Genomic DNA, 24,142 nt, shown 5'->3' with positions numbered 1-24,142 from the left:
CCGGTGTTCCGGCCCCCTGCCAGGCTGTGATCAGTGCTGTGACCAGGAACTGTTCCCGTCTTTCTGGATTTACTCGGAAATCCAAGCAGTCAGATACTTGGAAATCCAAGCAAATTCCCAGGTCAGATGGGGTTTCACAGAATTGGGAAGCACTGGGTAACGTGCATTGTGCAGGGCGCTCGCCGGGGCACCTGTCACGCCTGTTCCCGGCCGAGTCGCACCCACCCCGTGCGCGGGCACGGATCAGGCGAGCCGCACTGGCTTACCCGGTAATCCCGGGGGCCGGACCGACGGAGGAGCACACGTGACCGTGGAGAGCACCGCCGCGCGCACACCGCGCCGCAGCACTACCAGCGGCGGCAAGCGCGCAAGCGCGAAGAAGGCCGCGCCGAAGAAAAGCACGGAACCCCAGCTTGTCCAGCTGCTGACCCCTGAGGGCAAGCGGGTCAAGAACGCCGAGTACGACTCGTACGTCGCGGACATCACCGCCGACGAACTGCGCGCCCTGTACCGCGACATGGTCCTCACCCGCCGCTTCGACGCCGAGGCCACCTCCCTGCAGCGCCAGGGCGAGCTGGGCCTGTGGGCGTCGCTGCTCGGTCAGGAGGCCGCCCAGATCGGGTCGGGCCGGGCCACGCGCGAGGACGACTACGTCTTCCCGACCTACCGCGAGCACGGCGTCGCCTGGTGTCGAGGGGTCGACCCGACCAACCTGCTCGGGATGTTCCGCGGCGTGAACCACGGTGGCTGGGACCCGAACACCAACAACTTCCACCTGTACACGATCGTCATCGGTTCGCAGACCCTGCACGCGACCGGGTACGCGATGGGCGTGGCCAAGGACGGCGCGGACTCGGCCGTGATCGCGTACTTCGGGGACGGCGCGTCCAGCCAGGGCGACGTCGCCGAATCGTTCACCTTCTCCGCTGTCTACAACGCCCCCGTCGTGTTCTTCTGCCAGAACAACCAGTGGGCGATCTCCGAGCCCACCGAGAAGCAGACCCGGGTGCCGCTCTACCAGCGCGCGCAGGGCTTCGGCTTCCCGGGTGTGCGGGTCGACGGCAACGACGTGCTCGCCGTGCTCGCCGTCACCAAGTGGGCCCTGGAGCGGGCGCGTACGGGCCAGGGTCCGGCGCTGATCGAGGCGTTCACCTACCGCATGGGCGCGCACACCACGTCCGACGACCCGACCAAGTACCGCAGGGACGAAGAGCGGGAGGCCTGGGAGGTCAAGGATCCGATCCTGCGGCTGCGCGCCTACCTGGAGTCCGAGGGTCACGCGGATGAGGGATTCTTCGCGGAACTCGACGAGGAGAGCGAAGCGTTGGGCAAGCGAGTGCGAGAGGTGGTGCGGGCGATGCCGGATCCGGATCTGATGGCGATCTTCGAGAACGTGTACGCGGACGGGCATGCGCTGGTCGACGAGGAGCGCGCGCAGTTCCAGGCGTACCAGGCGTCGTTCGCGGACGAGGGCGGTAAGTGACCATGGGCGTAAAGAAACTTCCTCTTGCCAAAGCGATCAACGAATCGCTGCGCAAGGCGCTCGACACGGATCCCAAGGTCCTCATCATGGGCGAGGACGTCGGCAAGCTCGGCGGTGTCTTCCGTGTGACGGACGGGCTGCAGAAGGACTTCGGCGAGGACCGGGTCATCGACACCCCGCTCGCCGAGTCCGGCATCGTCGGCACGGCCATCGGCCTGGCCCTGCGGGGCTACCGCCCGGTGGTGGAGATCCAGTTCGACGGCTTCGTCTTCCCCGCGTACGACCAGATCGTCACGCAGCTCGCGAAGATGCACGCCCGCGCGCTCGGCAAGATCAAGATGCCGGTCGTCATCCGCATTCCGTACGGCGGCGGCATCGGCGCCGTCGAGCACCACAGCGAGTCGCCCGAGGCGCTGTTCGCGCACGTGGCGGGGCTCAAGGTCGTCTCGCCTTCGAACTCGTCGGACGCCTACTGGATGATGCAGCAGGCCATCCAGAGCAACGACCCGGTGATCTTCTTCGAGCCGAAGCGCCGCTACTGGGACAAGAGCGAGGTCGACACCGAGGCCATCCCGGCGCCGCTGCACAAGGCCCAGGTCGCCCGCGAGGGCACGGACCTGACGCTCGCCGCGTACGGCCCGATGGTGAAGGTCTGCCTGGAAGCCGCCGCGGCCGCCGCCGAAGAGGGCAAGTCCCTCGAAGTGCTGGACATGCGCTCCATGTCGCCGATGGACTTCGACACCGTGCAGGCCTCGGTCGAGAAGACGCGGCGGCTCGTCGTGGTCCACGAGGCCCCGGTCTTCCTCGGTACGGGCGCGGAGATCGCGGCCCGCATCACCGAGCGGTGCTTCTACCACCTCGAAGCTCCCGTGCTGCGGGTCGGCGGTTTCCACGCGCCGTATCCGCCTGCGCGGTTGGAAGAGGAGTACCTGCCGGGCCTCGACCGGGTGCTCGACACTGTCGACCGCTCGCTGGCGTTCTGAGGGAGAGGGTCGTGACGACGATGACAGACACTGCGCTGGCCGAGTTCAAGATGCCCGACGTGGGCGAGGGGCTCACCGAGGCAGAGATCCTCAAGTGGTTCGTGGCGCCCGGCGACACGGTCACCGACGGGCAGGTGGTGTGCGAGGTCGAGACGGCCAAGGCCGCCGTCGAGCTGCCCATTCCGTTCAACGGTGTCGTGAGCGAACTGCGCTTCCCCGAGGGCACCACGGTCGATGTCGGCCAGGTGATCATCGCGGTGGACGTGTCCGGCGGTGGCGCGCCCGCCGCAGCCGCTCAGACGGCTGCGGCCCCGGTGGAGGAACCCTCCCCCGCGGCGGAGGCCGCCCCCGCGGACGAGGACGAGGCCGCGCCCACGGGCCGTCAGCCCGTGCTCGTCGGCTACGGGGTCGCCGAGTCCTCGACGAAGCGCCGCGCGCGCAAGTCCGCACAGGACCAGGCCGATGCCGCGGGGACGTACTACGCGGCGGCGGTCCAGGCCGAACTGAACGGCTCCGGCACGGCTGCCGCCTCCGCCGCGCCCGCCGCCTCCGCCGCCTCCACCGCGCCCGCCGAACCCGCCGCCCCGTCCGCCCCCGCGGGTACCCGGCCGCTGGCCAAGCCGCCGGTGCGCAAGCTCGCCAAGGACCTGGGAGTCGACCTCACGGCCGTCGTCCCGTCCGGCGCCGACGGGATCATCACGCGCGAGGACGTGCACGCGGCAGTGGCTCCGGCTCCGGTCGCCGCACCCGCCCCCGCCGCCCCCGTGTCCGCCCCGGAGCCGGTGGCCGCCGAAGCCGCCGCTCCTGCCGCCCCCGTGGCCGGTGCCCGCGAGACCCGCATCCCCGTCAAGGGCGTACGCAAGGTCATCGCCCAGGCGATGGTCGGTTCGGCCTTCACGGCACCGCACGTCACGGAGTTCGTGACGGTGGACGTGACGCGGACGATGAAGCTCGTCGATGAGCTGAAGCGGGACGCGGACAAGCACGGGTTCGCGGGGCTGCGAGTGAACCCGCTCCTGCTCATCTCCAAGGCGCTGCTCGTGGCGATCCGGCGCAACCCGGACGTCAACGCGGCCTGGGACGAGGCGAATCAGGAGATCGTCCAGAAGCACTACGTGAATCTGGGCATCGCCGCCGCCACGCCGCGCGGCCTTGTCGTCCCGAACATCAAGGACGCGCACGCCAAGACCCTGCCGGAACTGGCCGCCTCGCTCGGCGAGTTGGTGTCCACGGCCAAGGAGGGCAAGACGACTCCGGCCGCGATGCAGGGCGGCACGGTCACCATCTCGAACGTCGGCGTCTTCGGCGTCGACACCGGGACGCCGATCCTGAACCCCGGCGAGTCCGCGATCCTCGCGGTCGGCACGATCAAGCTCCAGCCCTGGGTCCACAAGGGCAAGGTCAAGCCGCGTCAGGTGACGACGCTCGCGCTCTCCTTCGACCACCGCCTGGTCGACGGCGAGCTCGGCTCCAAGGTGCTCGCCGATGTGGCGGCGATCCTGGAGCAGCCCAAGCGGCTCATCACCTGGGCGTAGCCAGGACGCGGGGCGTACATACGTAGGCAGCACAGAGGACATACGACGAGGGGGCCCGCCGCGTGCTGCGGCGGGCCCCCTCGTCGTACCCCCGTCAGGGGGGTAGCGCCTGGCTACTTCTTGAAGCCGTAGTCCATCAGCTTCTTCGCGTCCTTCGTGCGGGCGTCCACGGAGGTCGAGGTGAGGACCGTACCGATGACCGTCTTGCCGCTGCGGGTGGCGGCGAAGACGAGGCAGTACTTGGCCTGCGGGCCGGAGCCCGTCTTCACGCCGATCGCGCCGCTGTAGCTGCTGAGCAGGTTGTTCGTGTTCGACCACGACATGTAGCGGTAGCCACCGCTCTTCGTGGTGACCTTCTGCTTCGTCGACTTCGTCTTCACGACCGTACGGAACGTGGAGTTCTTCATCGCGCTGCTGGCGAGCTTCGTCAGGTCACGGGGCGTGGAGTAGTTGCTCCCGCTGCCGATGCCGTCGAAGGAGTCGAAGTGGGTGTTGGTCAGGCCGAGGGTCCTGGCCTGGCTGTTCATCTTGCCGATGAACGACTTCACGCGGGCGGCGCGGGTGGAGCCCTTGCCGAACTTGTCCGCGAGCGCGTACGCCGCGTCGCAGCCGGACGGCAGCATGAGGCCGTACAGGAGCTGGCGGACGGTGACCTTGTCGCCGACGATCAGGCGTGCCGACGACGCGGTGTTCCTGACGATGTAGTCGCTGTAGGCCTTTTCGACCTTGACCTTGGAATTGAGGTTGAGGTTGGTCTGCGAGAGCACCACCTTCGCCGTCATGATCTTGGTGGTGGAGCCGGTGGACCGACGGGTGTCGGCGGCCTTGGTGAAGAGTGACTTGCCCGTGCCGTTGTTCATCACGTAGCCGCCCTTGCCGGCGATCGACGGCTTCGGGAGCGCGGCCGCATGGGCCGGGGCCGTGAGGGCTCCGCCCGCGAGTACCGCACCTGTGGTGACGATGACGGCCGACGCGCGGCGAATGCCCTTAATGCGGGTTTTCAAGTTCAATGCTCCAAATTGCCCAAATGCCCCTGGAATGCGGCCACATGAGGGTGCCGCTCGATACTAAGACTCACGAGAGTGGCGAATGGATGCATGCCGATGCGGGTGATGTCCGGATCGTGGAATGGACGCCCTCATGGGTACGTGTTGTATCTATGCTGTGCGCATGTCTGTCGCACCCACCTCGTCCCCCACTCGGGCCCCCGCTGGTGCCCCAGCCGGGGCCCTCAAGCAGCCACCCGCCGCCGAGCGCGTGTACGCGCACGTCAAGCAGGGCGTGCTCGACCGCCGGTACGAGGGCGGCACGCTGCTCACCGAGGGTGAGCTCGCGGAGGCCGTCGGGGTGTCCCGCACACCGGTGCGCGAGGCGCTCCTGAAGCTGGAGGTGGAGGGCCTTCTCCGGCTCTACCCGAAGAAGGGGGCCCTCGTCCTGCCGGTGTCCGTGCAGGAGATCGCCGACGTCGTCGAGACGCGGCTCCTGGTGGAGACGCACTCGGTGCGCAAGGCGGTGCCGGCGCCTCCGGCTCTGATCGAGCGGCTCGAGGAGCTGCTGCGGCAGCAGCGGGAGCAGGCTGCCGCGGGCGACTTCTCCGCTGCCGCCGTGACCGACCGCTGCTTCCACGCGGAGATCGTGCGGAGCGGGGGGAACGAGATCCTTGCCCGCCTCTACGACCAGCTCCGGGACCGGCAGCTGCGGATGGGCGTGGCCGTGATGCACTCCCATCCTGATCGGATCGCCAAGACGCTCGCCGAGCACGAGGAGCTCCTGAACGCTCTGACGTCCGGGGACGTGGAAGCGGCCGAGGCGGTGGTCGCCCGGCACGTCGGGTGGTTCCAGAACCTTGCCCGGGGAGATGTCCGATGAGGTTGCTCTTCGACGGTTCGCCGTCCGCCGGTGCCAGCTCGTGCGTCGCCTCGCCGTCTGCTGGTGCCTGCTCGTGCGTCGCCTCGCCGTCTGCTGGTGCCTGCTCGTGCGTCGCCTCGCCGTCTGCTGGTGCCTGCTCGTGTGCCGCCTCGCGGTCCGCCGGTGCCTGCTCGTGTGCCGCCTCGCGGTCCGCCGGTGCCTGCTCGTGTGCCGCCTCGCGGTCCGCCGGTGCCTGCTCGTGTGCCGCCTTGCCGTCCGCCGGTGCCGGCTCGTGCGTCGCCTATCGGCATGTCTCCCACCCGCTCACCCGGCACCGGAGGTCTCGATGAGTTCGGCCTCCGCCCCCCTCTCCCTCCCCGGTGACCCTCCAGGCGGCAAGAAGGCCGTCCTCGTCTGGGGCATCGGCGTCGCCGTCTACTTCGTCGCCGTCATCTTCCGGACCTCCCTCGGCGTCGCCGGACTCGACGCCGCCGACCGGTTCCACGTCAACGCGTCCGCGCTCTCGACCTTCTCGATCCTCCAACTGCTCGTCTACGCGGGCATGCAGATACCCGTCGGCCTGATGGTCGACCGGCTCGGCACCAAGCGCGTGCTGACCATCGGAGTCGTGCTCTTCACGCTCGGGCAGCTCGGCTTCGCGTTCTCGCCCTCGTACGGGATGGCGCTCGCGTCCCGCGCGCTGCTCGGCTGCGGTGACGCGCTGACCTTCATCAGCGTGCTGCGGCTCGGCACCCGCTGGTTCCCGGCCCGGCGCGGCCCGCTGGTCGCCCAGCTCGCCGGGCTCGTCGGCATGGCGGGCAACCTCGTCTCCACGCTCGTCCTCGCCCGGCTCCTGCACTCCGTCGGCTGGACCGCGGCCTTCGCCGGCAGCGCGCTCTGCGGCGTCTTCGTCCTCGTACTGATGACGCTGTTCCTCAAGGACCACCCCGAGGGGCACGCGCCGGAGCCGGTGCGGCACACCGGTGGTGCCTTCGTGCGCAAGCAGATCGCCCTGAGCTGGCGCGAGCCCGGCACGCGGCTCGGCCTGTGGGTGCACTTCACCACGCAGTTCCCCGCGATGGTGTTCCTGCTCCTGTGGGGCCTGCCGTTCCTCGTCGAGGCGCAGGGCCTGACGCGCGCCACGGCCGGGACGCTGCTCACCCTCGTCGTGCTCTCCAACATGGTGGTGGGCCTGGTCTACGGCCAGATCGTCGCCCGGCACCACGCCGCACGCACGCCCATCGCCATCGGTACCGTCGCGGCGACGGCCGTGATGTGGGCGGTCACGATCCACTACCCCGGCGACCACGCCCCGATGTGGCTGCTCATCACTCTCTGCACCGTGCTCGGCGCCTGCGGCCCCGCGTCCATGATTGGCTTCGACTTCGCGCGGCCCGCGAATCCGCCGGAGCGCCAGGGCACCGCCTCCGGCATCGTGAACATGGGCGGCTTCGTCGCCTCCATGACGACGCTGCTGGCCATCGGCGTTCTCCTCGACGCGACCGGCGACAACTACCGGATCGCCTTCTCCGCCGTCTTCGTCCTCGAAGCGGTGGGCCTCAGCCAGATCCTGCGGCTGCGGACGCGTGCGGTGCGCCGGGAGAAGGAGCGGCTTGTCGCCAGCCGCGTCGAGGCCGTGCACGTCCCCGTCTGAGGCGGGGGGCGGGGGCCTACGGCGTGACCGAGAACTCCCGCAGGATCGCCTCGCCGAGGCCGTGATCGCCCTCGATCTTGATCCGGTCGGTCACGGACTCGTACGTGATGCGGCCGCACGCGAGGCGGAAGTACGTCTCCCAGTCCAGGCTCAGCGTGGCGAGCGGGCCGAGCGAGGGGGCGCTGTCGACCGTGGCGTGTCCTTCGGCGTCGACGCGGACCGTGCGCAGGAACTCGACGGGGCCGCTCACATCGAAGACGACCGCTGAATTCGCCGGCGCCTGGGCCTTCTTGGCGACCACCTTGGCGAGGCCGTGCAGGAGGAGGTCGCGCGCCACGTACGCACCCTGGGAGTCGAGGTTGCCGGGCTTGCGCAGCGTCGTGCGCAGATCCTGCTCATGCACCCAGACGTCGAAGGCGCGCATCCGCGTGGCCAGTTCGAGCGTCTGCTCGGTGCCGAGCGGACCGCGGACCTTGTGGGAGGGGTCGCGCGACTCGTTCCGCAGCTGACGCGTGCGGCGGATGACCGTGTACTCCAGCTCGGAGGTCATCTCGGGCGCGGTGTGGTGGCGCCGGACGTCTACCTGTATCTCCGTGTAGCGCTGGCTCTCGGTCTGTACGTGGTACAGGTCGCGGGGCAGGGTGTGGATGGGGCGTGGATCGCCCAGCATCTCGCAGTCCAGGCCTATGACGTGGGAGACGACATCCCGCACCGACCAGCCGGGGCAGGGCGTGGCCCAGTTCCACTCTGCCTCGGCGAGCGGTGACACCAGCTCGGATATGGCTGATACGGATTGGGTCCAGGCGTCGGCGTAGGTTTGAAGGCTGGGATGGAGACTCACGGGACCCCTCGGCGGTCGTACGCGGGCGGTGGGTGTCTGAGACGCGTCGTGGGGGTCCGGGGGGGTCCCCCGGAAATTCACAGTACGCTGCCCACAGGCACCCCGGCAGTGCTTTCGTGTGACGATCGTAGGCCTGCATTGACGGCTCGAATGCCAGGACGGTGGTAGTGTGCGCGCCTCCCTCATCCAGATCGCCGTAGACGAGGGCGAATCGGTCAATTCCCGTCGCTCGCGGGTCTCTTCACTGGTACGTGAAGTAGCCGAGCGTGAGCGGCCGGATCTCGTCGTCCTCCCCGAACTGTGGACCACGGGCGCCTTCGCCTACGAACTGTTCGCGAGCGAGGCGGAGCCGCTGGAAGGGCCCACGTACGAGGCGATGGCCAAGGCCGCGAGCGACGCGGGCGTCTGGCTGCACGCGGGCTCCGTTCCGGAGCGGGTCGCGTCGGGGGACCTCTACAACACCTCGCTCGTCTTCTCGCCCCAGGGCGAACTCGCCGCCTCGTACCGGAAGATCCACCGGTTCGGCTTCGACAAGGGCGAGGCCGTCCTGATGGGGGCGGGCAGCGAGCTGGTGACGGTGCGCACGCCCGCCGCGGTGATCGGACTGGCCACCTGTTACGACCTCCGCTTCCCCGAGCTCTTCCGCGGGCTCGTCGACGCGGGCGCCGAGATGTTCGTCGTCCCCGCCGGATGGCCCGCGCGGCGGCGTGAGCACTGGACGCTGTTCGCCCGGGCCCGTGCGGTCGAGGACCAGGTGTACGTCCTCGCGTGCGGCACCGGCGGTACGCACGCGGGCGTGCCGCAGGCCGGTCACAGCATCGTCGTCGACCCGTGGGGCGAGGTGCTCGCCGAGGCGGGGGACGGCGAGGAGGTCCTCACCGTCGAGCTCGACCCGGCGAAGGTGGCCGCCACACGTGAGCAGTTCCCGGCGCTGAAGGACCGGCTGCTCGGCCTCGATGTACCCGAGGCGCCCCGGCGCTGAGACCGCGGGACCGCGGGACCGCTGAGCCGCCGCCGTCAGTCGTCGTCGCCCCGTTCCTTCTCCGCCAGGCGGATCACACAGACCGTGATGGCCAGGAGCAGGGACGCGTCGGCGTCGTCGCGGGTGATGTGCAGGCCGTACGCCTCGCGGACCGTGAACCAGCGGCGCGAGATGTCGGCCAGGAGTTCGCCGTCGTACTCGATGGCGAACTCGCGGTCCAGGATCTTGCCGCTCACGTCGAGCTCGGTGCCGTCGACCAGCTCCACGCGGTAGTGGTTGCGCAGGAGCGAGAGGCGCTTGCGCTTGACCTTGGCCAGCGGTTCGCCGTCCCGTTCGATCAGCATCGTGTCGCGCAGCGCCAGCATCTTGGCGCGGATGTCGATGAGGATGCGCCCCTGCATGTCCTTGAGCTCGAAGGTCTCGCGCAGGCGCATCGCCTTGCCGTCGACGAAGAAGACCTTCTGGCCCTGGTCGTCCTCGATCCAGTAGTCGTCACCGATGCCGAGCAGCCGGTCGCGTACGAGAAGTTTCATGCAGCCATGACTACCCCGCGACGCGCTCGGCACCAGGGGAAGCGGGGGAGTTCACCGTGAAGTGGCCACATGCCGTCGGGCCCGGCGGCCACAGGAGTGGCCGGCGGGGCCGCCGCGGCCGGGGCCCGGCCCGGGGGGGGGGGGGCGGGTGGGCCCCGCCCGGGGGGGGGGCCACAGGAGTGGCCGCCGGGCCCGACGATGCCTGTCAGAGGCCGTGGTGATGGTGGTCGTTCTCCGTCTCGACCACGGTCGCGCCCGGCGGCACGACTGTCTTGCGGCGCGCGTTGGTGAACGCGGCGACACCGATCACGCCCACGGCCATCATGATCAGGCCGGTGACGGTGAGGTTGATGCCGTCCATCTGCCAGTCGGTGGCGAACGCGAGGATGGCGCCCGCGGCGATCAAGATGATGCATCCTCCCAGGCCCATGTGGACCGCCTCCCTAAGTCGTGAAGTCGTGGCGTTGCGTCCGGGTACCCGGACGCGCCACGCCCACACGGAGAAGTGGAGACCGACCCTTTGCCTCAGCCTTCCAGGAACGCGACCAACGCGTTGGCCAGGAGGTACGGGTCGTCCGCCCCGCACAGCTCGCGCACGCTGTGCATCGAGAGGATCGCGACGCCGATGTCGACGGTCTTGATGCCGTGCCGGGCCGCGGTGATCGGCCCGATCGTCGTGCCGCAGGGCATCGCGTTGTTCGAGACGAAGCTCTGGAAGGGCACGCCGGCTCGCTCGCACGCGGCGGCGAACACGGCGCGTCCCGCGCCGTCCGTGGCGTACCGGTTGTTGACGTTGACCTTGAGGATCGGGCCGCCGTTGGCGCGCGGGTGGTGCGTCGGGTCGTGCCGCTCCGCGTAGTTGGGGTGCACGGCGTGACCCGTGTCGGAGGAGAGGCAGACGGTGCCGGCGAAGGCGCGGGCCTTGTCCTCGTACGTGCCGCCGCGCGCGAAGACGGAGCGTTCGAGCACCGAGCCGAGCAGCGGGCCGTCCGCGCCCGTGTCGGACTGCGAGCCGTTCTCCTCGTGGTCGAAGGCGGCGAGTACGGGGATGTACGCGAGGGATTCGGCGTCCTGCGCCGCGGCGACGGCGGCGAGCGCCGCCGTACAGGCGTGCACGGAGAGCAGGTTGTCCATCCGCGGGCCCGCGATGAGGTCGCGGTCGCGGCCGAGGTAGGAGGGCGCCTCGATGGGGTGCGTCATCAGGTCCCAGCCGGTGACCTCGCCGTGGGCGAGGCCTGCCTCCTCCTCCAGGAAGTGGATGAGGTCGCCTTCGTGTACGTCGTCGCCGAGCCCCCAGATGGGCTGCATGTGTTTCTGCTTGTCGAGCTTGAGGCCGTCGGCGACCACCCCGCGGTCCATGTGGATCGCCAGCTGCGGGACCCGCAGGAGCGCCCGGTCGATGTTCACCAGCCGCGTCGAGCCGTCCCGCAGCGAGAGCCTGCCCGCAAGGCCGAGGTCGCGGTCGAGCCAGGAGTTGAGCAGCGGGCCGCCGTAGATCTCGACCGCCACCTGCCGCCAGCCGTGCCCGCCCGCGTCCGGCTTCGGCTTGACGCGGAGGTTCGGGGAGTCGGTGTGGGCGCCGACGATGCGGTACGGGGTGTGTGCGGACGCGCCTTCAGGGACGTACCAGGCGACGATCGCGCCGCCGCGCAGTACATACTTCCCGCCCGTCGACCCGTCCCAGGCGTCGGTCTCCTCGACCTGCCGGAAACCGGCCTTCTCCAGCCGCTCCGCGGCGCTCGCCACTGCGTGGTAAGGGGAGGGGCTTGCCGCCAGGAAGGTCAAGAGGTCGTCGGAGTGGCCGCGGTCGAAGGCAAGAGGGGCGCGCGGAGCGCTCTTTGCGGGGGCGGCGGTGGGAGACGGGCGGGCAGGTGTGCTCATGGCTTCCAGCCTAGCCAGCAGTTCCTCAAGGCGAGGGTGGCCTTTTCTGGAGGTTCTGTACGTGACATGCCCGTAACCAAGAGTTTCGTACCGCCGCTTGGTGGCGGATGTCTCCCTCCCGCCCCGTGGATGTCTCCCTCCCACCCACGCGTTCACCCCGCGTACGACAGTGGCCCGCCCCCCGGAACGGGAGCGGGCCACCCGCAAGCGCCGTGGTGGCTAGAAAGCCGCCTCGTCAAGCTCCATCAGGTCCAGCTCCACGCCCTCGGCGAGCTTCCGCTCGTTCGCGACGCTCGGCAGGACGTTCGCCGCGAAGAACTTGGCCGCGGCGATCTTGCCCTCGTAGAAGGCCTTGTCCTTGGAGGACACGGCCTTGGCCGACTCCAGCTTCTCGGCGGCGACCGCCGCGCCCCGCAGGAGGAGGTAGCCGACGACGACGTCGCCCGAGACCATCAGGAGGCGGGTCGTGTTGAGGCCCACCTTGTAGATGGACTTCACGTCCTGCTCGGTGGCCGCGAGGTCCGTCAGCATGACGCCGACGATGGCTTCCAGCTCGACCGCGGCCTTGGCCAGCTCCTCGCGGGCCCCGGCCAGCCGCTCGCCGCCCGTGTCGACCGCGAGGAACTTCTTGATCTCCTCGGCGAGGCCGTTCAGCGCGGCACCCTGGTTACGGACGATCTTCCGGAAGAAGTAGTCCTGGCCCTGGATGGCCGTCGTGCCCTCGTAGAGGGTGTCGATCTTGGCGTCGCGGATGTACTGCTCGATCGGGTACTCCTGGAGGTACCCCGAGCCGCCGAACGTCTGGAGCGACTGCGCCAGCTGCTCGTACGACTTCTCCGAGCCGTAGCCCTTCACGATGGGCAGGAGGAGGTCGTTCAGGGCGATGAGCGCCGACGCGTCCTCGCCCGCCGCCTCCTTGATCTGGATGTCGTCCTGGACGGCGGCGGTGTGCAGGACAAGGGCGCGCATGCCCTCCGCGTACGCCTTCTGCGTCATCAGCGAGCGGCGTACGTCCGGGTGGTGGGTGATCGTCACCTTGGGCGCGGCCTTGTCCATGAACTGGGCCAGGTCCGGGCCCTGCACGCGCTCCTTGGCGTACTCCAGGGCGTTGAGGTAACCCGTCGAGAGCGTCGCGATGGCCTTCGTGCCGACCATCATGCGGGCGAACTCGATGATCATGAACATCTGGCGGATGCCGTCGTGCTTGTCGCCGATCAGCCAGCCCTTGGCGGGGTGGCGGTCGCCGAACGTCATCTCGCACGTGTTGGACGCCTTGAGGCCCATCTTGTGCTCGACGTTCGTGGCGTAGACGCCGTTGCGGTCGCCCAGCTCGCCGGTCTCCCAGTCGAACTCGTACTTGGGGACCAGGAAGAGCGAGAGGCCCTTCGTGCCGGGGCCGTGGCCCTCGGGGCGGGCGAGGACGTAGTGGAGGATGTTCTCCGACATGTCGTGCTCACCGGACGTGATGAAGCGCTTCACGCCCTCGATGTGCCAGGAGCCGTCGTCCTGCCGCACGGCCTTCGTGCGGCCCGCGCCGACGTCCGAACCGGCGTCCGGCTCGGTCAGGACCATCGTCGAGCCCCACTGCCTGTCGACGGCGATCGAGGCGACCTTCTTCTGCGCCTCGTTGCCCTCTTCGTGCAGGATGCCCGCGAACGCCGGACCGGAGGAGTACATCCAGACCGCCGGGTTGGCGCCGAGGAGGAGCTCCGCGTAACCCCAGATCAGCGAGCGGGGAGCGGTCGTGCCGCCGATCTCCTCGGGCAGGCCGAGGCGCCAGTAGTCGGAGTCCATGAAGGCCTGGTAGCTCTTCTTGAAGGACGCCGGGACCGGCGCGGTGTTGGTCTCGGGGTCGAACACCGGCGGGTTGCGGTCGGCGTCCGTGAAGGATTCGGCCAGCTCGTTCTCGGCGAGGCGGCGCAGTTCGTCGAGGATGGTCCTCGCGGTGTCGACGTCCATCTCCGCGAACGGGCCGGTGCCGTACAGCTTGTCGCGGCCGAGCACCTCGAAGAGGTTGAACTCGATGTCGCGGAGATTCGACTTGTAGTGCCCCATGGCGACGGCTCCGTTGGGTTCGGGGAGGCGGGAAGGTCAGGCGGGTCTGCGTAAGCGGGTCTGCGTAAGCGAAAAAACCACGTACCAGTTAGTAGCTACCGATAATGCTACCCGCCGGTAATAAGACGCAACCCCTGATCCCCCAAGTGTGAGCAGCGCCCCGTTCGGCCTCGGTAGGCTTGTCCTCATGTACGGCTACGACCAACAAGCGGGCGCCGGGCAGAATTACGCACCGCCGCAGCCGCCGCCGCAGCAGATGCAGGGCGGCGCGGGCGGGTACGCCCAGCAGCAGCCCCCGCTCTATCCCGAGCCGTCGCCCCCGTCCCTCGCGGACGCGGTGCGCGCCTTCACCACGGGGTCGATGTCCGCAGAGGACTTCCAGCAGGCCTTCGCCACCTCGAAGGTCTACTGCCCGCGCGGCGACAACCCCGGCTTCCTCGCCCTGCACAACACCCAGCAGCCCGTGATCCCGATGTTCACGTCGCTCAAGGAGCTGCGCCGATACGCGGGCAAGGAGTCCAAGTACTTCGTGATCACGGGCGCCGAGGTCATCGACCTCCTCCCCACCGGTTACGGCTTCGTCCTCGACATGGAGGGCGAGCACCGTATGGTCTTCGATGCCAAGGCTGTCGAACAGATGGTCGATTTCGCGATGCGGCGGATGTACGGCTGACCACTGCCCGCACTGATGCCGTTGTGACGCCCGGAGGGAATTACCTCCGGGCGTCTCGCGTTCCCGGTGGCAAGAAGTTCTACGTTCAACTAAAGTGGACGTACGAAGAAGGAGGCACCGACATGCCCGCTGTGACCGTCGAGAACCCGCTGACCCTGCCCCGTGTGGCCGCGTCCGCCGACGCCGTGGCCCGCCCCGTGCTCGCCGTGACGACCGCACCCAGCGGTTTCGAGGGCGAGGGCTTCCCGGTGCGCCGGGCGTTCGCGGGGATCAACTACAAGCACCTCGACCCGTTCATCATGATGGACCAGATGGGCGAGGTGGACTATGGAGCCGGTGAGCCGAAGGGGACTCCCTGGCACCCTCACCGCGGCTTCGAGACCGTCACGTACCTGATCGACGGAACCTTCGTGCACCAGGACTCGAACGGTGGCGGCGGCACCATCCAGAACGGCGACACCCAGTGGATGACCGCCGGATCGGGCCTCCTGCACATCGAGGCGCCGCCGGAGTCCCTCGTCCAGTCCGGCGGTCTCTTCCACGGCCTCCAGCTGTGGGTGAACCTGCCCGCGCGGGACAAGATGATGGACCCCCGCTACCAGGACATCCGCGGCGGCCAAGTGCAGCTCCTCACCTCGCCCGACGGCGGCGCGCTCCTGCGCGTCATCGCCGGTGAGCTCGACGGGCACGAGGGTCCCGGCGTCACGCACACACCGATCACGATGATCCACGCGACGGTCCGCCCCGGTGCCGAGGTCACGCTGCCCTGGCGCGAGGACTTCAACGGCCTCGCGTACGTGCTCGCCGGACGCGGCACGGTCGGTGCCGAGCGCCGTCCGGTGCACCAGGGCCAGACGGCGGTCTTCGGCTCCGGCTCCTCGCTGACCGTCCGCGCGGCCGAGAAGCAGGACGGGAACACCCCCGACCTGGAGGTCGTGCTGCTCGGCGGGCAGCCGATCCGTGAGCCGATGGCGCACTACGGACCGTTCGTGATGAACAGTCAGGCCGAGCTCCAGCAGGCGTTCGAGGACTTCCAGAAGGGACTGCTCGGTACGGTTCCCGCCGTGCACGGCATGTAAGCGCCTGTTGGGCGTACACGGCGTGCGGGGCCGGTGAGGTCATGCTCGGGTAGGAGGGTGAGCACCCTTCTGCCCGAGCCCGTACGCCGTACCGCCGCCTGGTGCGCCGTCCTCCTGCTCGTCGCCGGCGTGGCCGCCGTGGCGATCTGGCTCTTCGTCACCTTCAAGACGGCCGTCACGCCGGTCCTGCTCGCCCTTCTCGGCACGGCGCTCCTGGGGCCCGTCTACCGATGGCTCCTGAAGATGAAGGTGCAGCGCTCGCTGGCCGCGGGACTGACCTGCGCGGCCGTCGTCGCGGTCGTCGGCGGCGCGGTGTACATCGTGGTCAAGGCCCTGATCGACACCGGCGACCAGATCATCGCCTCCCTGAAGCAGGCCGCGACCGACCTGTCCGAGCACTTCGGTGCGGCGGGGACCTCCCTGGACGACATGGCGTCCAACGCCAAGGAACTGCTCGGCAAGTTCGGCGGCTCCGCGGCCTCCGGAGTGCTCAGCGGGCTCAGCGTCGTCGGCGAGATGACCGCCATGGCCGTCCTCGCCCTGCTGCTCGTCTTCTTCTTCCTGCGCGACTCCGACCGGGCCATGAGCTCCATGCGCTCGCTCGCCCCGCGCGGCACCGCCGACGTCGTCGAGGCGATGGGCAGACGTGCCTTCGAGGCCGTCGAGGGCTTCATGCGCGGGACCACGTTCATCGCCCTGATCGACGCCGTCTGCATCACCATCGGGCTGCTGATCCTGGGGGTGCCGGGGGCGCTGGGGCTCGGCGCGCTCGTGTTCATCGGCGCCTACATCCCCTATCTGGGGGCCTTCATCTCCGGCGCCGTCGCCGTCCTGGTCGCGCTCGCCGACCGCGGCTTCATCATCGCGCTGTGGGCGCTGGGCGTCGTACTCGCCGTGCAGGTCCTCGAAGGGCACGTGCTCCAGCCAGTGATCCAGTCGCGGACCGTGCAGATGCATCCGGCGGTCGTCATGCTGGCGATCACCGCGGGGGCGTCCGTGGCGGGGATCTTGGGGATGCTGCTCGCGGTGCCGGTGACCGCGGCGGCGTTCGGGGTGATCTCGGAGCTGCGGGAGCGTTATCCGGAGGGCGCGGAGGGCGCGGAGGGCGCGGGGTAGTTTCGGGCGCCGTCATCACCGGCTTCGCCGAGTTCGTCCTCAATCGCCGGACGGGCTGTTCTCCCCCTCGTAGAGCTCGAACCAGATGCTCTTGCCCTCACCCTTGGGGTCCACCCCCCACTCGTCGGCGAGGAGTTCCATGAGCACCAGCCCCCGCCCGGACGAGGCGAGTTCACCGGGGTGGCGCTTGTGCGGCAGGTCGTCGCTGCCGTCCGAGACCTCGGCCCGCAGGCAGCGCGATCCCGGCTCCCCGGTGACCTCGGCGACCAGCATGGCGTCGCCGTCCGTGTGCACGAGCACGTTCGTGATCATCTCGGAGACCATCAGGACCGCCGAGTCGACCTGATCGGCGACCGCCCAGTCGTGCAGCAGCTCCCGCATGTGCCGCCGCGCCCCCGCGATGCGCTCCGGCTCGGCCTGCGCGACCGTCAGGACGGTGCGGCGGGCGGGCGTGCGGTGGGCGGGGTGGCCGTACCTGCGCAGGAGCAGGACCGCGATGTCGTCCTCGCGCCGGTCCACGAGGGGGCCCGTGGTGTGGTGCGAGGAGGGCCCGTGCACGGCCTGTACGAGGGTGTCGGCGAGCTCCTCCAGACCGTCGTCGCCGTCGCCGTGGCCCCCGTACTCCTCCAGGATCTGGCGGATCCGCTTCCAGCCGCTGTCCAGGTCGTGGCCGCCGGTCTCGATGAGGCCGTCGGTGCAGACCAGCATCGTCTCGCCGGCCTCCAGGACGAGGCGCGTCGTGGGGTAGTCCGCGTCCGGGTCGATGCCGAGCGGCAGACCGCCCGCCGTGGGGCGCAGCAGAACCGTTCCGTCGCTCATCCGTATCGCGGGCTCCGGGTGGCCCGCGCGGGCGATCTCCAGGATGCCGGTGACGGGGTCGGCCTCCACGTAGAGGCAGGTCGCGAAGCGCGGGTCGGCGGGGTCGCCTCCGACATCGCCGCCCGACCCGATCGTGACGCCGTCCGTCATCCCCGACAGGAAGCGCGTCGCCCGGGAGAGCACGGCGTCAGGGCGGTGGCCCTCGGAGGCGTACGCGCGCAGGGCGATCCGCAGCTGCCCCATCAGGCCCGCCGCGCGCACGTCGTGCCCCTGCACGTCGCCGATGACGAAGGCGATGCGGCCGTTGGGCAGCGGGATCATGTCGTACCAGTCGCCGCCCACCTGGAGCCCGCCACCGGTCGGCACATACCGCGCGGCCACGCTCATCCCAGGGATCCGCGGCCCGAGCAGCGGCAGCATCGAGCGCTGAAGACCCTCCGTCAGCTCCCGCTCCGACTCGGCGACCCCGGCCCGCGACAGGGCCTGGGCCAGCATCCGGGCCACCGTCGTCAGGACGGAGCGCTCGTCGGGCGTGAACGAGACGGGGTAGGCGAAGGCGGCCAGCCACGCGCCCATCGTGCGGCCCGCGACCGTCAGCGGCAGGAACGCCCACGACTTCCGGTCGAAGGGCTGGGCGAGCGGCCAGGTGGCGGGGTAGCGGCGGTGGTACTCGTCGGGCGACGAGAGGTAGACCGCGCGGCCCGTGCGCACCACCTCGGCGGCCGGATAGTCCGTGTCCAGGGGCATCGCGGAGAAGGGCACGTCGTCGCCGGGTTTGTGGCCGTGATGCCCGATGATCTTCAGCCGGTCGCCCTCGACCCCGAAGACGCCGAGCCCGTCCGGCGAGAACCCCGGCATGGAGAGCCCGCTGGCGACGCGAAGGACCTCCTCGGTCGACCGCGCCTCGGCGAGCGCACGCCCGGCGTCGAGCAGGAAGGCCTCGCGGGAGCGCCGCCAGTCACCGGTGACCGGACTGCGCGCCGCGGCGCCCGGCGGGGGCTCGGTGACCTCCTGAAGGGTGCCGATGAGCTCGTACGAATGTGTCGCCTCGTCGATGATCGGCTTGGAGCGGCTGCGCACGATGCGAAGGACCCGCCCCTGGTCGTCCATGATCCGCAGACGGGCCTCGGCCAGGGTGCCCTCGGCGACGGCGAGCTGGACGGTGCCGTCGATCTCGTTCCAGTCGACGGGATGGAAGCGCGAGCGCACGCCCGCCTCGGTGAGGGTCTGGGCGTGCGGGGGAAGCCCGAGGAGCCGGGCCGCCTCGGCGTCGAGCGTGACGGTTCCGGCCGCGTTGTCCCAGCGCCACAGGCCGGTCGCGATGGCGGCCAGGACTTCCCGTACGGGAGGTAGGGGTTCGTCCCCCGCCTCTTGCAAGGGATCGTCGTTGCGCATTGACCCACTTTAGGAAGATCGGGGGGCAGGCCGCCACCGCCGGGGCGGCCGGGAGCGGTCCCGTGCGTACCGCGCGGTGTGATGCGCAGAGTAATCCGGGAAGCGATCTCCGCCCGGACGGTAGCCTTGAGCCCTGCCTGCTCTCTCCCCTATACGCGAACCCCTATACGCGAAGACTGGATGAACGAAGATGCATCGGTACAGGTCCCACACCTGCGGCGAGCTCCGCGCCTCTGACGTCGGCTCCGACGTGCGGCTGAGCGGCTGGCTGCACAATCGCCGAGACCTGGGCGGCATCCTCTTCATCGATCTGCGCGACCACTACGGGATCACGCAGCTGGTGGCCCGCCCCGGCACGTCCGCCGCCGAGACGCTCGACAAGCTCTCCAAGGAGACGGTCGTCCGTATCGACGGCAAGGTCGTCTCGCGCGGCACGGAGAACGTGAACCCCGAGCTGCCCACCGGCGAGATCGAGATCGAGGCCGCCGAGGTCGAGGTGCTCGGCGCCGCCCAGCAGATCCCGTTCACGATCAACGCGGACGACGGCGTGAACGAGGAGCGGCGCCTTGAGTACCGCTTCCTCGACCTGCGCCGCGAGCGCATGCACCGCAACATCATGCTGCGCTCGTCCGTCATCGCCTCGATCCGCTCGAAGATGGTGGCCCTCGGCTTCAACGAGATGGCGACGCCGATCCTCGCCGCGACGTCCCCCGAGGGCGCCCGCGACTTCGTCGTGCCGTCCCGCCTGAACCCGGGCAAGTTCTACGCCCTGCCGCAGGCCCCGCAGCAGTTCAAGCAGCTGCTCATGATCTCGGGCTTCGACCGCTACTTCCAGATCGCGCCGTGTTTCCGCGACGAGGACGCCCGCGCGGACCGTTCGCCGGGCGAGTTCTACCAGCTCGACGTCGAGATGAGCTTCGTGGAGCAGGAAGACGTCTTCCAGCCCATCGAGAAGCTGATGACGGAGATCTTCACGGAGTTCGGCGGTGGCCGCGAGGTCACGTCCCCGTTCCCCCGCATCCCGTTCCGCGAGTCCATGCTGAAGTACGGCAACGACAAGCCGGACCTGCGCGCGAAGCTCGAACTGAGCGACATCACGGACATCTTCGCGGACTCCGGGTTCAAGGCGTTCGCGGGCAAGCACGTGCGCGCGCTTCCGGTGCCGGACACGGCGTCGCAGTCCCGCAAGTTCTTCGACGGCCTCGGTGACTACGCGGTCGAGCAGGGCGCGAAGGGCCTGGCCTGGGTGCGCGTCGCCGAGGACGGTTCGCTGACGGGCCCGATCGCGAAGTTCCTGACGGAGGCGAACGTCGAGGAGCTGACCAAGCGCCTCGGCCTGGAGGCGGGCCACGCGGTCTTCTTCGGCGCGGGCGAGTTCGACGAGGTCTCGAAGATCATGAGCGCGGTGCGCGTCGAGGCCGCCAAGCGCGCCGGGCACTTCGAAGAGGGCGTCTTCCGCTTCTGCTGGATCGTCGACTTCCCGATGTACGAGAAGGACGAGGACACCGGCAAGATCGACTTCTCCCACAACCCCTTCTCGATGCCCCAGGGCGGCATGAAGGACCTGGAGGAGAAGGACCCCCTCGACATCCTCGCCTGGCAGTACGACATCGTCTGCAACGGCATCGAGCTGTCGTCCGGCGCCATCCGTAACCACGAGCCCGAGGTCATGCTCAAGGCCTTCGGGATCGCGGGCTACGAAGCCGAGACGGTGGAGCGGGAGTTCGCGGGCATGCTCCGCGCCTTCCGCCTCGGCGCCCCGCCGCACGGCGGCATCGCCCCCGGCGTCGACCGCATCGTCATGCTCCTCGCGGACGAGCCGAACATCCGCGAGACGATCGCGTTCCCGCTGAACGGCAACGCGCAGGACCTGATGATGGGCGCGCCCTCCGAGCTGGAGGAGAGCCGACTGCGCGAGCTGAACCTCACGCTGCGCAAGCCGGTTGCCTCCGGTAAGGGTGAGGCGGACAAGTAGGAGCGCCAGTCGGTGGGCGGGCCCGGAACCAATGCGTATCGGCATTGGTTCCGGGCCCTCTTGCTGTGCATGGCCACAGTCGACGCACATGTTCCTGACAGGCGGAGTGCCTAGCGTCCGGGGCATGACAGAGAAGAGCGATACGCACCCGGAGAAGCCCCAAGGCCCCTCACACAAACGGGACTTGACGCGCCGTAAGGTCGTGCTCGCGACCGGAGCGGCCGTGGCGGCGGTCGGCGTGGGCGGCGCGGTGGCGGCGAGCGCGTCCGCGCAGAGCGCGTCAGGGGAGAGCGGGTCAGCGCGGGGAACGGGCTCCGCGGCTTCTGACGCCGCCTCGTCCGCCTCGTCCGCCTCGTCTGCCTCGACCGCCTCGTCCGGCGAGACGTGTTACCGGCTGACCGCCGAGACGACCGAGGGCCCGTACTACATCGACGCCGACAAGATCCGGAAGGACATCACCGAGGACAGGGAGGGCATCCCCTTCACCCTGCGCCTCAAGGTGATCGACGCCGACACGTGCAAGCCGCTGAGGCGGGCGGCCGTGGACATCTGGCACTGCGACGCGCTGGGGATCTACTCGGGGTACGAGTCGATGAGCGGTGGAGGCGGGGGCGGCACTCCCCCGACCGGCGCACCGACCGGCGCACCGACCGACGCACCGACCGACGCACCGACCGGCGCACCGACCGGCGCACCGACCGGAACGCCCACGGGGACCCCGCCCACCGGCGGCCCAGGCGGCGGGGGCGGTGGCCACCAGGAGCCGACCGACGACGAGCGCTACCTGCGGGGCACGCAGCTGACGGACAGGCACGGCTACGTGGAGTTCCGCACCGTCTTCCCCGGCTGGTACCAGGGCCGTGCCGTGCACATCCACACCAAGGTCCACGTGGACGGCAAGCTCACCGACACCGGCTACGAGGGCGGCCACGCCTGCCACACGGGCCAGTTCTTCTTCGCGGAGACGGCGGTGCTCGCTTCGGCGGAGGCGACCCCGTACTCCACGAGCACGACGACGCGCACGACGCTGGACGAGGACACGATCTACGGCGGAGGCGGCACGCAGGACGGCCTCCTGAAGCTGAAGTACCGCAAGGGGCACATCGAGAAGGGCGTCATCGGGTCGATCACCATGGGCGTCGACCCGGACAAGACGGAGGACGGTACGTAACAGCCACCAGGCGGTAGCGGACCCGGGTCTCGCGTGCCCGATCTCAGAAAAGTCCCGCCGACCCCGCCCCTCTCGGCGCGTGTCGCGGGACTTTTCTGCAACCGCCTCTTGGGGCTCAGGGGGCGGGGATCAGCCATGGTTTTTCTGGGAGGGGGGAGCCTGTTTCTAGGAGGGACTTGAGGTTCGAGAGGACTGCGGGCCAGCCCGAACCCACGTCGTTGCGCTCCTTCTCGTCCGCGAGGTTCTCGTGGGTCACCGTGAGGCGCACGATCCCGCCGTACGGCTCGATGTCGAACGTGACCTGCGAGGGTTCGGCGGAGGCCGGGGCGGCATGGGGATACGCCCACGTCGTCACCAGGCGCTTCGGCGGCGTCGCCTCCACCACCTTGCCCGCCACGTCCGCGATGCCCGAGCCGTCCGTCCGCTGATGCTCCCAGGTCGAACCCTGCTGCCAGTCGGAGACGTTCGCGTGGCCCCAGTACGCCGCCGTCAGTTCCGCGTCGGTCAGGGCGTGCCAAACCTTCTCCGGGGTGCTCTCGATGTAGGTGACGTAGACGTACGTCGGCTTCGTTGGGTTCGTCGGGTTCGTTGGGTTCGTCGGGTTCGTGGTCATGGCGGCCTCCGCCTGTTGTTTCAGGGTGCTGAGTGCTCGTAGACGTGGGTCCTCGAACTTGTCGATCCATCGTTCCTGGATCTCGTGCAGAGGCACGGGATTCAGGTAGTGGAGCTTTTCGCGCCCTCGCCGCACGGTGCTGACCAGGTTCGCGTCCTCCAGGAGGGCCAGATGCTGGGTCGCCGACTGGCGCGTCATCGCCACACGCTCGGCCAGCTCGCCCAGCGTCTGGCCGTTGTGGGCGTGCAGCTGGTCCAGGAGGTAGCGGCGGGTGGGGTCGGCCAAGGCCTTGAAGACCTTGTCGACCCCGCCGGCCACCTCGGGGTTCGGGCTCCTGCTCGTACTCACCCTTCCATCATGCAGGCATTTGCCTGCATGTTCAAGACGGGAGTCGCGGGGAGCCGCCGGGAGCCGTCGGGAGCCGCCGGGAGTCGCCGGGAGCCGTCGGGAGTCGCTGAGGGCCGCCGGGGGGCGCCGGGGGGCGCCGGGGGTCGCCGAGCCGCCCTACATCCCCTACATCCCCGTCGTGCCGTCGATCCGCTCCCTCAGCAGATCCGCGTGCCCGTTGTGCCGCGCGTACTCCGCGATCATGTTGATCAGGATTCTGCGGAGAGAGATCGGCCCGCCCGTGGACCTGCGGGTGCCCGTCACGTCCAGGGAGTCCGCCGCCGCCACGATCCGGCGCGAGCGCTCGCACTCCTCGTGCCACACCGCGAACGCCTCCCCCGCGTCGCCGGTCAGCGTGTCGAAGTCCTGGTCCGGGTCCTCGTCGGAGTAGTACAGCAACGGGACTTTCTCGCCCGCCAGTTGGATGCGGAACCACCAGCGCTCCACCCCCGCCAGGTGACGGACCAGGCCGTGCAGCGACAACTCGGACGGAGGTGCCGCCCGCTCCGACAGCTGCTCCCGCGTCAGGCCCGCGCACTTCAGCTCGAACGTCGCACGATGCCAGTCCAGGGACGTCGTCAACGCCTCCCGTTCGTCGCCCGTGTCCGGCGGGGGCTCGCGGGTGTCGTCGCTCCAACGGGGTGCGTAATGCTGGGGAGTTGGCGAGATCCGATCGCTGCCGTTTTCCGTCATGTGCGCGAGTCTGGCAGTCCGCACCGACAGTCGCCTTCGGCTCGTGGCTGCGAACACGCGTGGAGGGGCCCGGGTGCTGTGTGGCACCCGGGCCCCGAAGGAACTGCTACACCATCTGCCGGCTCTGATACTGCGCCGGCCTTCTGTTTCCGCCGGCCCGACCTGGAAGTCGTCGGGATTGCGGGGATCGCGGTTGCTTGACCGGAGACCACCTCACTATCGATGTCCTGCGGTACCCGGGCTCAAGAATTCCGCCCGGGCGATCCTGATGGCGCCTGGCTCCTCCGTTCTTCCCTCTTGGATCACTTGCTTACTTACGGGACTGCGTACTGCTACGGGACTGCGTACTGCACTTGTGTGTACTGCGGTGCTGCTCACGGCGGCCCCTGATCACTGCGGGCCACCCGGTCCGGTCGTCAGTCCCGT

The 24,142-nt window shown here is 69.4% G+C and carries 20 protein-coding genes; 11 read left to right on the top strand and 9 right to left on the bottom strand.

From position 1 onward, the window contains the following. The first annotated feature begins 304 nt into the window (after window positions 1-304). From pdhA to ACFVXC_RS07560, 3 genes are read left to right on the top strand one after another with little or no spacing between them, the layout of a single operon-like run. On the top strand, window positions 305-1,483 hold the full coding sequence (gene pdhA, locus ACFVXC_RS07570; RefSeq protein ID WP_389902479.1) for a pyruvate dehydrogenase (acetyl-transferring) E1 component subunit alpha: 1,179 nt from the start codon (window positions 305-307) through the stop codon (window positions 1,481-1,483). 2 nt (window positions 1,484-1,485) lie between these two features. Continuing rightward, entirely contained in the window at window positions 1,486-2,466 is a 981-nt protein-coding gene (locus ACFVXC_RS07565; protein ID WP_389902477.1) for an alpha-ketoacid dehydrogenase subunit beta, read from the top strand. An 11-nt stretch (window positions 2,467-2,477) separates the two neighbouring features. Beyond that, entirely contained in the window at window positions 2,478-4,001 is a 1,524-nt protein-coding gene (locus ACFVXC_RS07560) for a dihydrolipoamide acetyltransferase family protein (protein WP_389902474.1), read from the top strand. A gap of 113 nt (window positions 4,002-4,114) precedes the next feature. On the opposite strand, the gene ACFVXC_RS07555 is transcribed toward ACFVXC_RS07560, so the two are convergent. Continuing rightward, entirely contained in the window at window positions 4,115-5,005 is an 891-nt protein-coding gene (locus tag ACFVXC_RS07555) for a D-alanyl-D-alanine carboxypeptidase family protein (RefSeq protein ID WP_389902472.1), read from the bottom strand. A 166-nt stretch (window positions 5,006-5,171) separates the two neighbouring features. On the opposite strand from ACFVXC_RS07555, the gene ACFVXC_RS07550 reads away from it, so the two are divergent. Together ACFVXC_RS07550 and ACFVXC_RS07545 are read left to right on the top strand one after the other, a co-directional pair. Continuing rightward, the gene (locus tag ACFVXC_RS07550; protein ID WP_389902470.1) at window positions 5,172-5,870 is read left to right on the top strand and encodes a GntR family transcriptional regulator; all 699 of its coding nucleotides are present in this window, start codon (window positions 5,172-5,174) and stop codon (window positions 5,868-5,870) included. A gap of 325 nt (window positions 5,871-6,195) precedes the next feature. Further along, window positions 6,196-7,503, top strand: coding sequence for a nitrate/nitrite transporter (locus ACFVXC_RS07545; RefSeq protein WP_389902468.1), 1,308 nt, complete (start codon window positions 6,196-6,198; stop codon window positions 7,501-7,503). Between the two features lie 16 nt (window positions 7,504-7,519). Here ACFVXC_RS07545 and ACFVXC_RS07540 read toward each other — a convergent pair whose 3' ends face one another. Further along, window positions 7,520-8,344 carry a maleylpyruvate isomerase family mycothiol-dependent enzyme gene (locus tag ACFVXC_RS07540; protein ID WP_389902465.1) on the bottom strand — a complete coding sequence of 275 codons (825 nt, stop codon included), beginning with the start codon at window positions 8,342-8,344 and terminating at the stop codon, window positions 7,520-7,522. Between the two features lie 169 nt (window positions 8,345-8,513). On the opposite strand from ACFVXC_RS07540, the gene ACFVXC_RS07535 reads away from it, so the two are divergent. Continuing rightward, entirely contained in the window at window positions 8,514-9,326 is an 813-nt protein-coding gene (locus ACFVXC_RS07535; protein WP_389902463.1) for a carbon-nitrogen family hydrolase, read from the top strand. Between the two features lie 35 nt (window positions 9,327-9,361). Here ACFVXC_RS07535 and ACFVXC_RS07530 read toward each other — a convergent pair whose 3' ends face one another. From ACFVXC_RS07530 to ACFVXC_RS07515, 4 genes are all read right to left on the bottom strand, one after another. Continuing rightward, a complete protein-coding gene (locus tag ACFVXC_RS07530; protein ID WP_389902461.1) occupies window positions 9,362-9,859 on the bottom strand; it encodes an LURP-one-related/scramblase family protein in 498 nt (165 codons plus the stop codon). Between the two features lie 205 nt (window positions 9,860-10,064). Further along, entirely contained in the window at window positions 10,065-10,289 is a 225-nt protein-coding gene (locus ACFVXC_RS07525) for a DUF6458 family protein (RefSeq protein ID WP_389902459.1), read from the bottom strand. Window positions 10,290-10,384: 95 nt separating this feature from the next. After that, window positions 10,385-11,740 carry a M18 family aminopeptidase gene (locus ACFVXC_RS07520; RefSeq protein WP_389902456.1) on the bottom strand — a complete coding sequence of 452 codons (1,356 nt, stop codon included), beginning with the start codon at window positions 11,738-11,740 and terminating at the stop codon, window positions 10,385-10,387. A 219-nt stretch (window positions 11,741-11,959) separates the two neighbouring features. Next, on the bottom strand, window positions 11,960-13,795 hold the full coding sequence (locus ACFVXC_RS07515) for an acyl-CoA dehydrogenase (protein WP_389902454.1): 1,836 nt from the start codon (window positions 13,793-13,795) through the stop codon (window positions 11,960-11,962). A 187-nt stretch (window positions 13,796-13,982) separates the two neighbouring features. Between ACFVXC_RS07515 and ACFVXC_RS07510 the strand changes: the two genes are divergently transcribed. The 3 genes from ACFVXC_RS07510 (at window position 13,983) to ACFVXC_RS07500 (ending at window position 16,663) form a co-directional block, all read left to right on the top strand. Next, the gene (locus ACFVXC_RS07510; RefSeq protein ID WP_389902451.1) at window positions 13,983-14,468 is read left to right on the top strand and encodes an SseB family protein; all 486 of its coding nucleotides are present in this window, start codon (window positions 13,983-13,985) and stop codon (window positions 14,466-14,468) included. 122 nt (window positions 14,469-14,590) lie between these two features. Then, window positions 14,591-15,547 (top strand): pirin family protein, encoded by a 957-nt coding sequence (locus ACFVXC_RS07505; protein ID WP_389902449.1) that lies wholly within the window; start codon window positions 14,591-14,593, stop codon window positions 15,545-15,547. Window positions 15,548-15,604: 57 nt separating this feature from the next. Beyond that, complete coding sequence (locus ACFVXC_RS07500; protein WP_389902448.1) at window positions 15,605-16,663, top strand: AI-2E family transporter; 1,059 nt, start codon at window positions 15,605-15,607, stop codon at window positions 16,661-16,663. A gap of 39 nt (window positions 16,664-16,702) precedes the next feature. Here the strand turns inward: ACFVXC_RS07500 and ACFVXC_RS07495 are convergent, their stop codons facing one another. Continuing rightward, a complete protein-coding gene (locus ACFVXC_RS07495; RefSeq protein ID WP_389902445.1) occupies window positions 16,703-18,877 on the bottom strand; it encodes a SpoIIE family protein phosphatase in 2,175 nt (724 codons plus the stop codon). A 190-nt stretch (window positions 18,878-19,067) separates the two neighbouring features. On the opposite strand from ACFVXC_RS07495, the gene aspS reads away from it, so the two are divergent. After that, window positions 19,068-20,852, top strand: coding sequence for an aspartate--tRNA ligase (gene aspS / locus ACFVXC_RS07490; protein ID WP_389902443.1), 1,785 nt, complete (start codon window positions 19,068-19,070; stop codon window positions 20,850-20,852). Window positions 20,853-20,976: 124 nt separating this feature from the next. After that, the gene (locus tag ACFVXC_RS07485; protein WP_389902440.1) at window positions 20,977-22,023 is read left to right on the top strand and encodes an intradiol ring-cleavage dioxygenase; all 1,047 of its coding nucleotides are present in this window, start codon (window positions 20,977-20,979) and stop codon (window positions 22,021-22,023) included. Between the two features lie 115 nt (window positions 22,024-22,138). On the opposite strand, the gene ACFVXC_RS07480 is transcribed toward ACFVXC_RS07485, so the two are convergent. Both ACFVXC_RS07480 and ACFVXC_RS07475 read right to left on the bottom strand, forming a co-directional pair. Beyond that, window positions 22,139-22,984, bottom strand: a complete 846-nt coding sequence (locus ACFVXC_RS07480; protein ID WP_389902438.1) for an ArsR/SmtB family transcription factor — start codon at window positions 22,982-22,984, stop codon at window positions 22,139-22,141. Between the two features lie 165 nt (window positions 22,985-23,149). Next, window positions 23,150-23,716: a DinB family protein gene (locus tag ACFVXC_RS07475; RefSeq protein WP_389902436.1), complete on the bottom strand. Its 567-nt coding sequence runs from the start codon at window positions 23,714-23,716 to the stop codon at window positions 23,150-23,152. Window positions 23,717-24,142 lie beyond the last annotated feature (426 nt).

The organism is Streptomyces sp. NPDC058257, from assembly GCF_042881845.1.
Lineage (GTDB): Bacteria > Actinomycetota > Actinomycetes > Streptomycetales > Streptomycetaceae > Streptomyces.
This window is presented reverse-complemented; position numbering and strand designations above follow the sequence as displayed.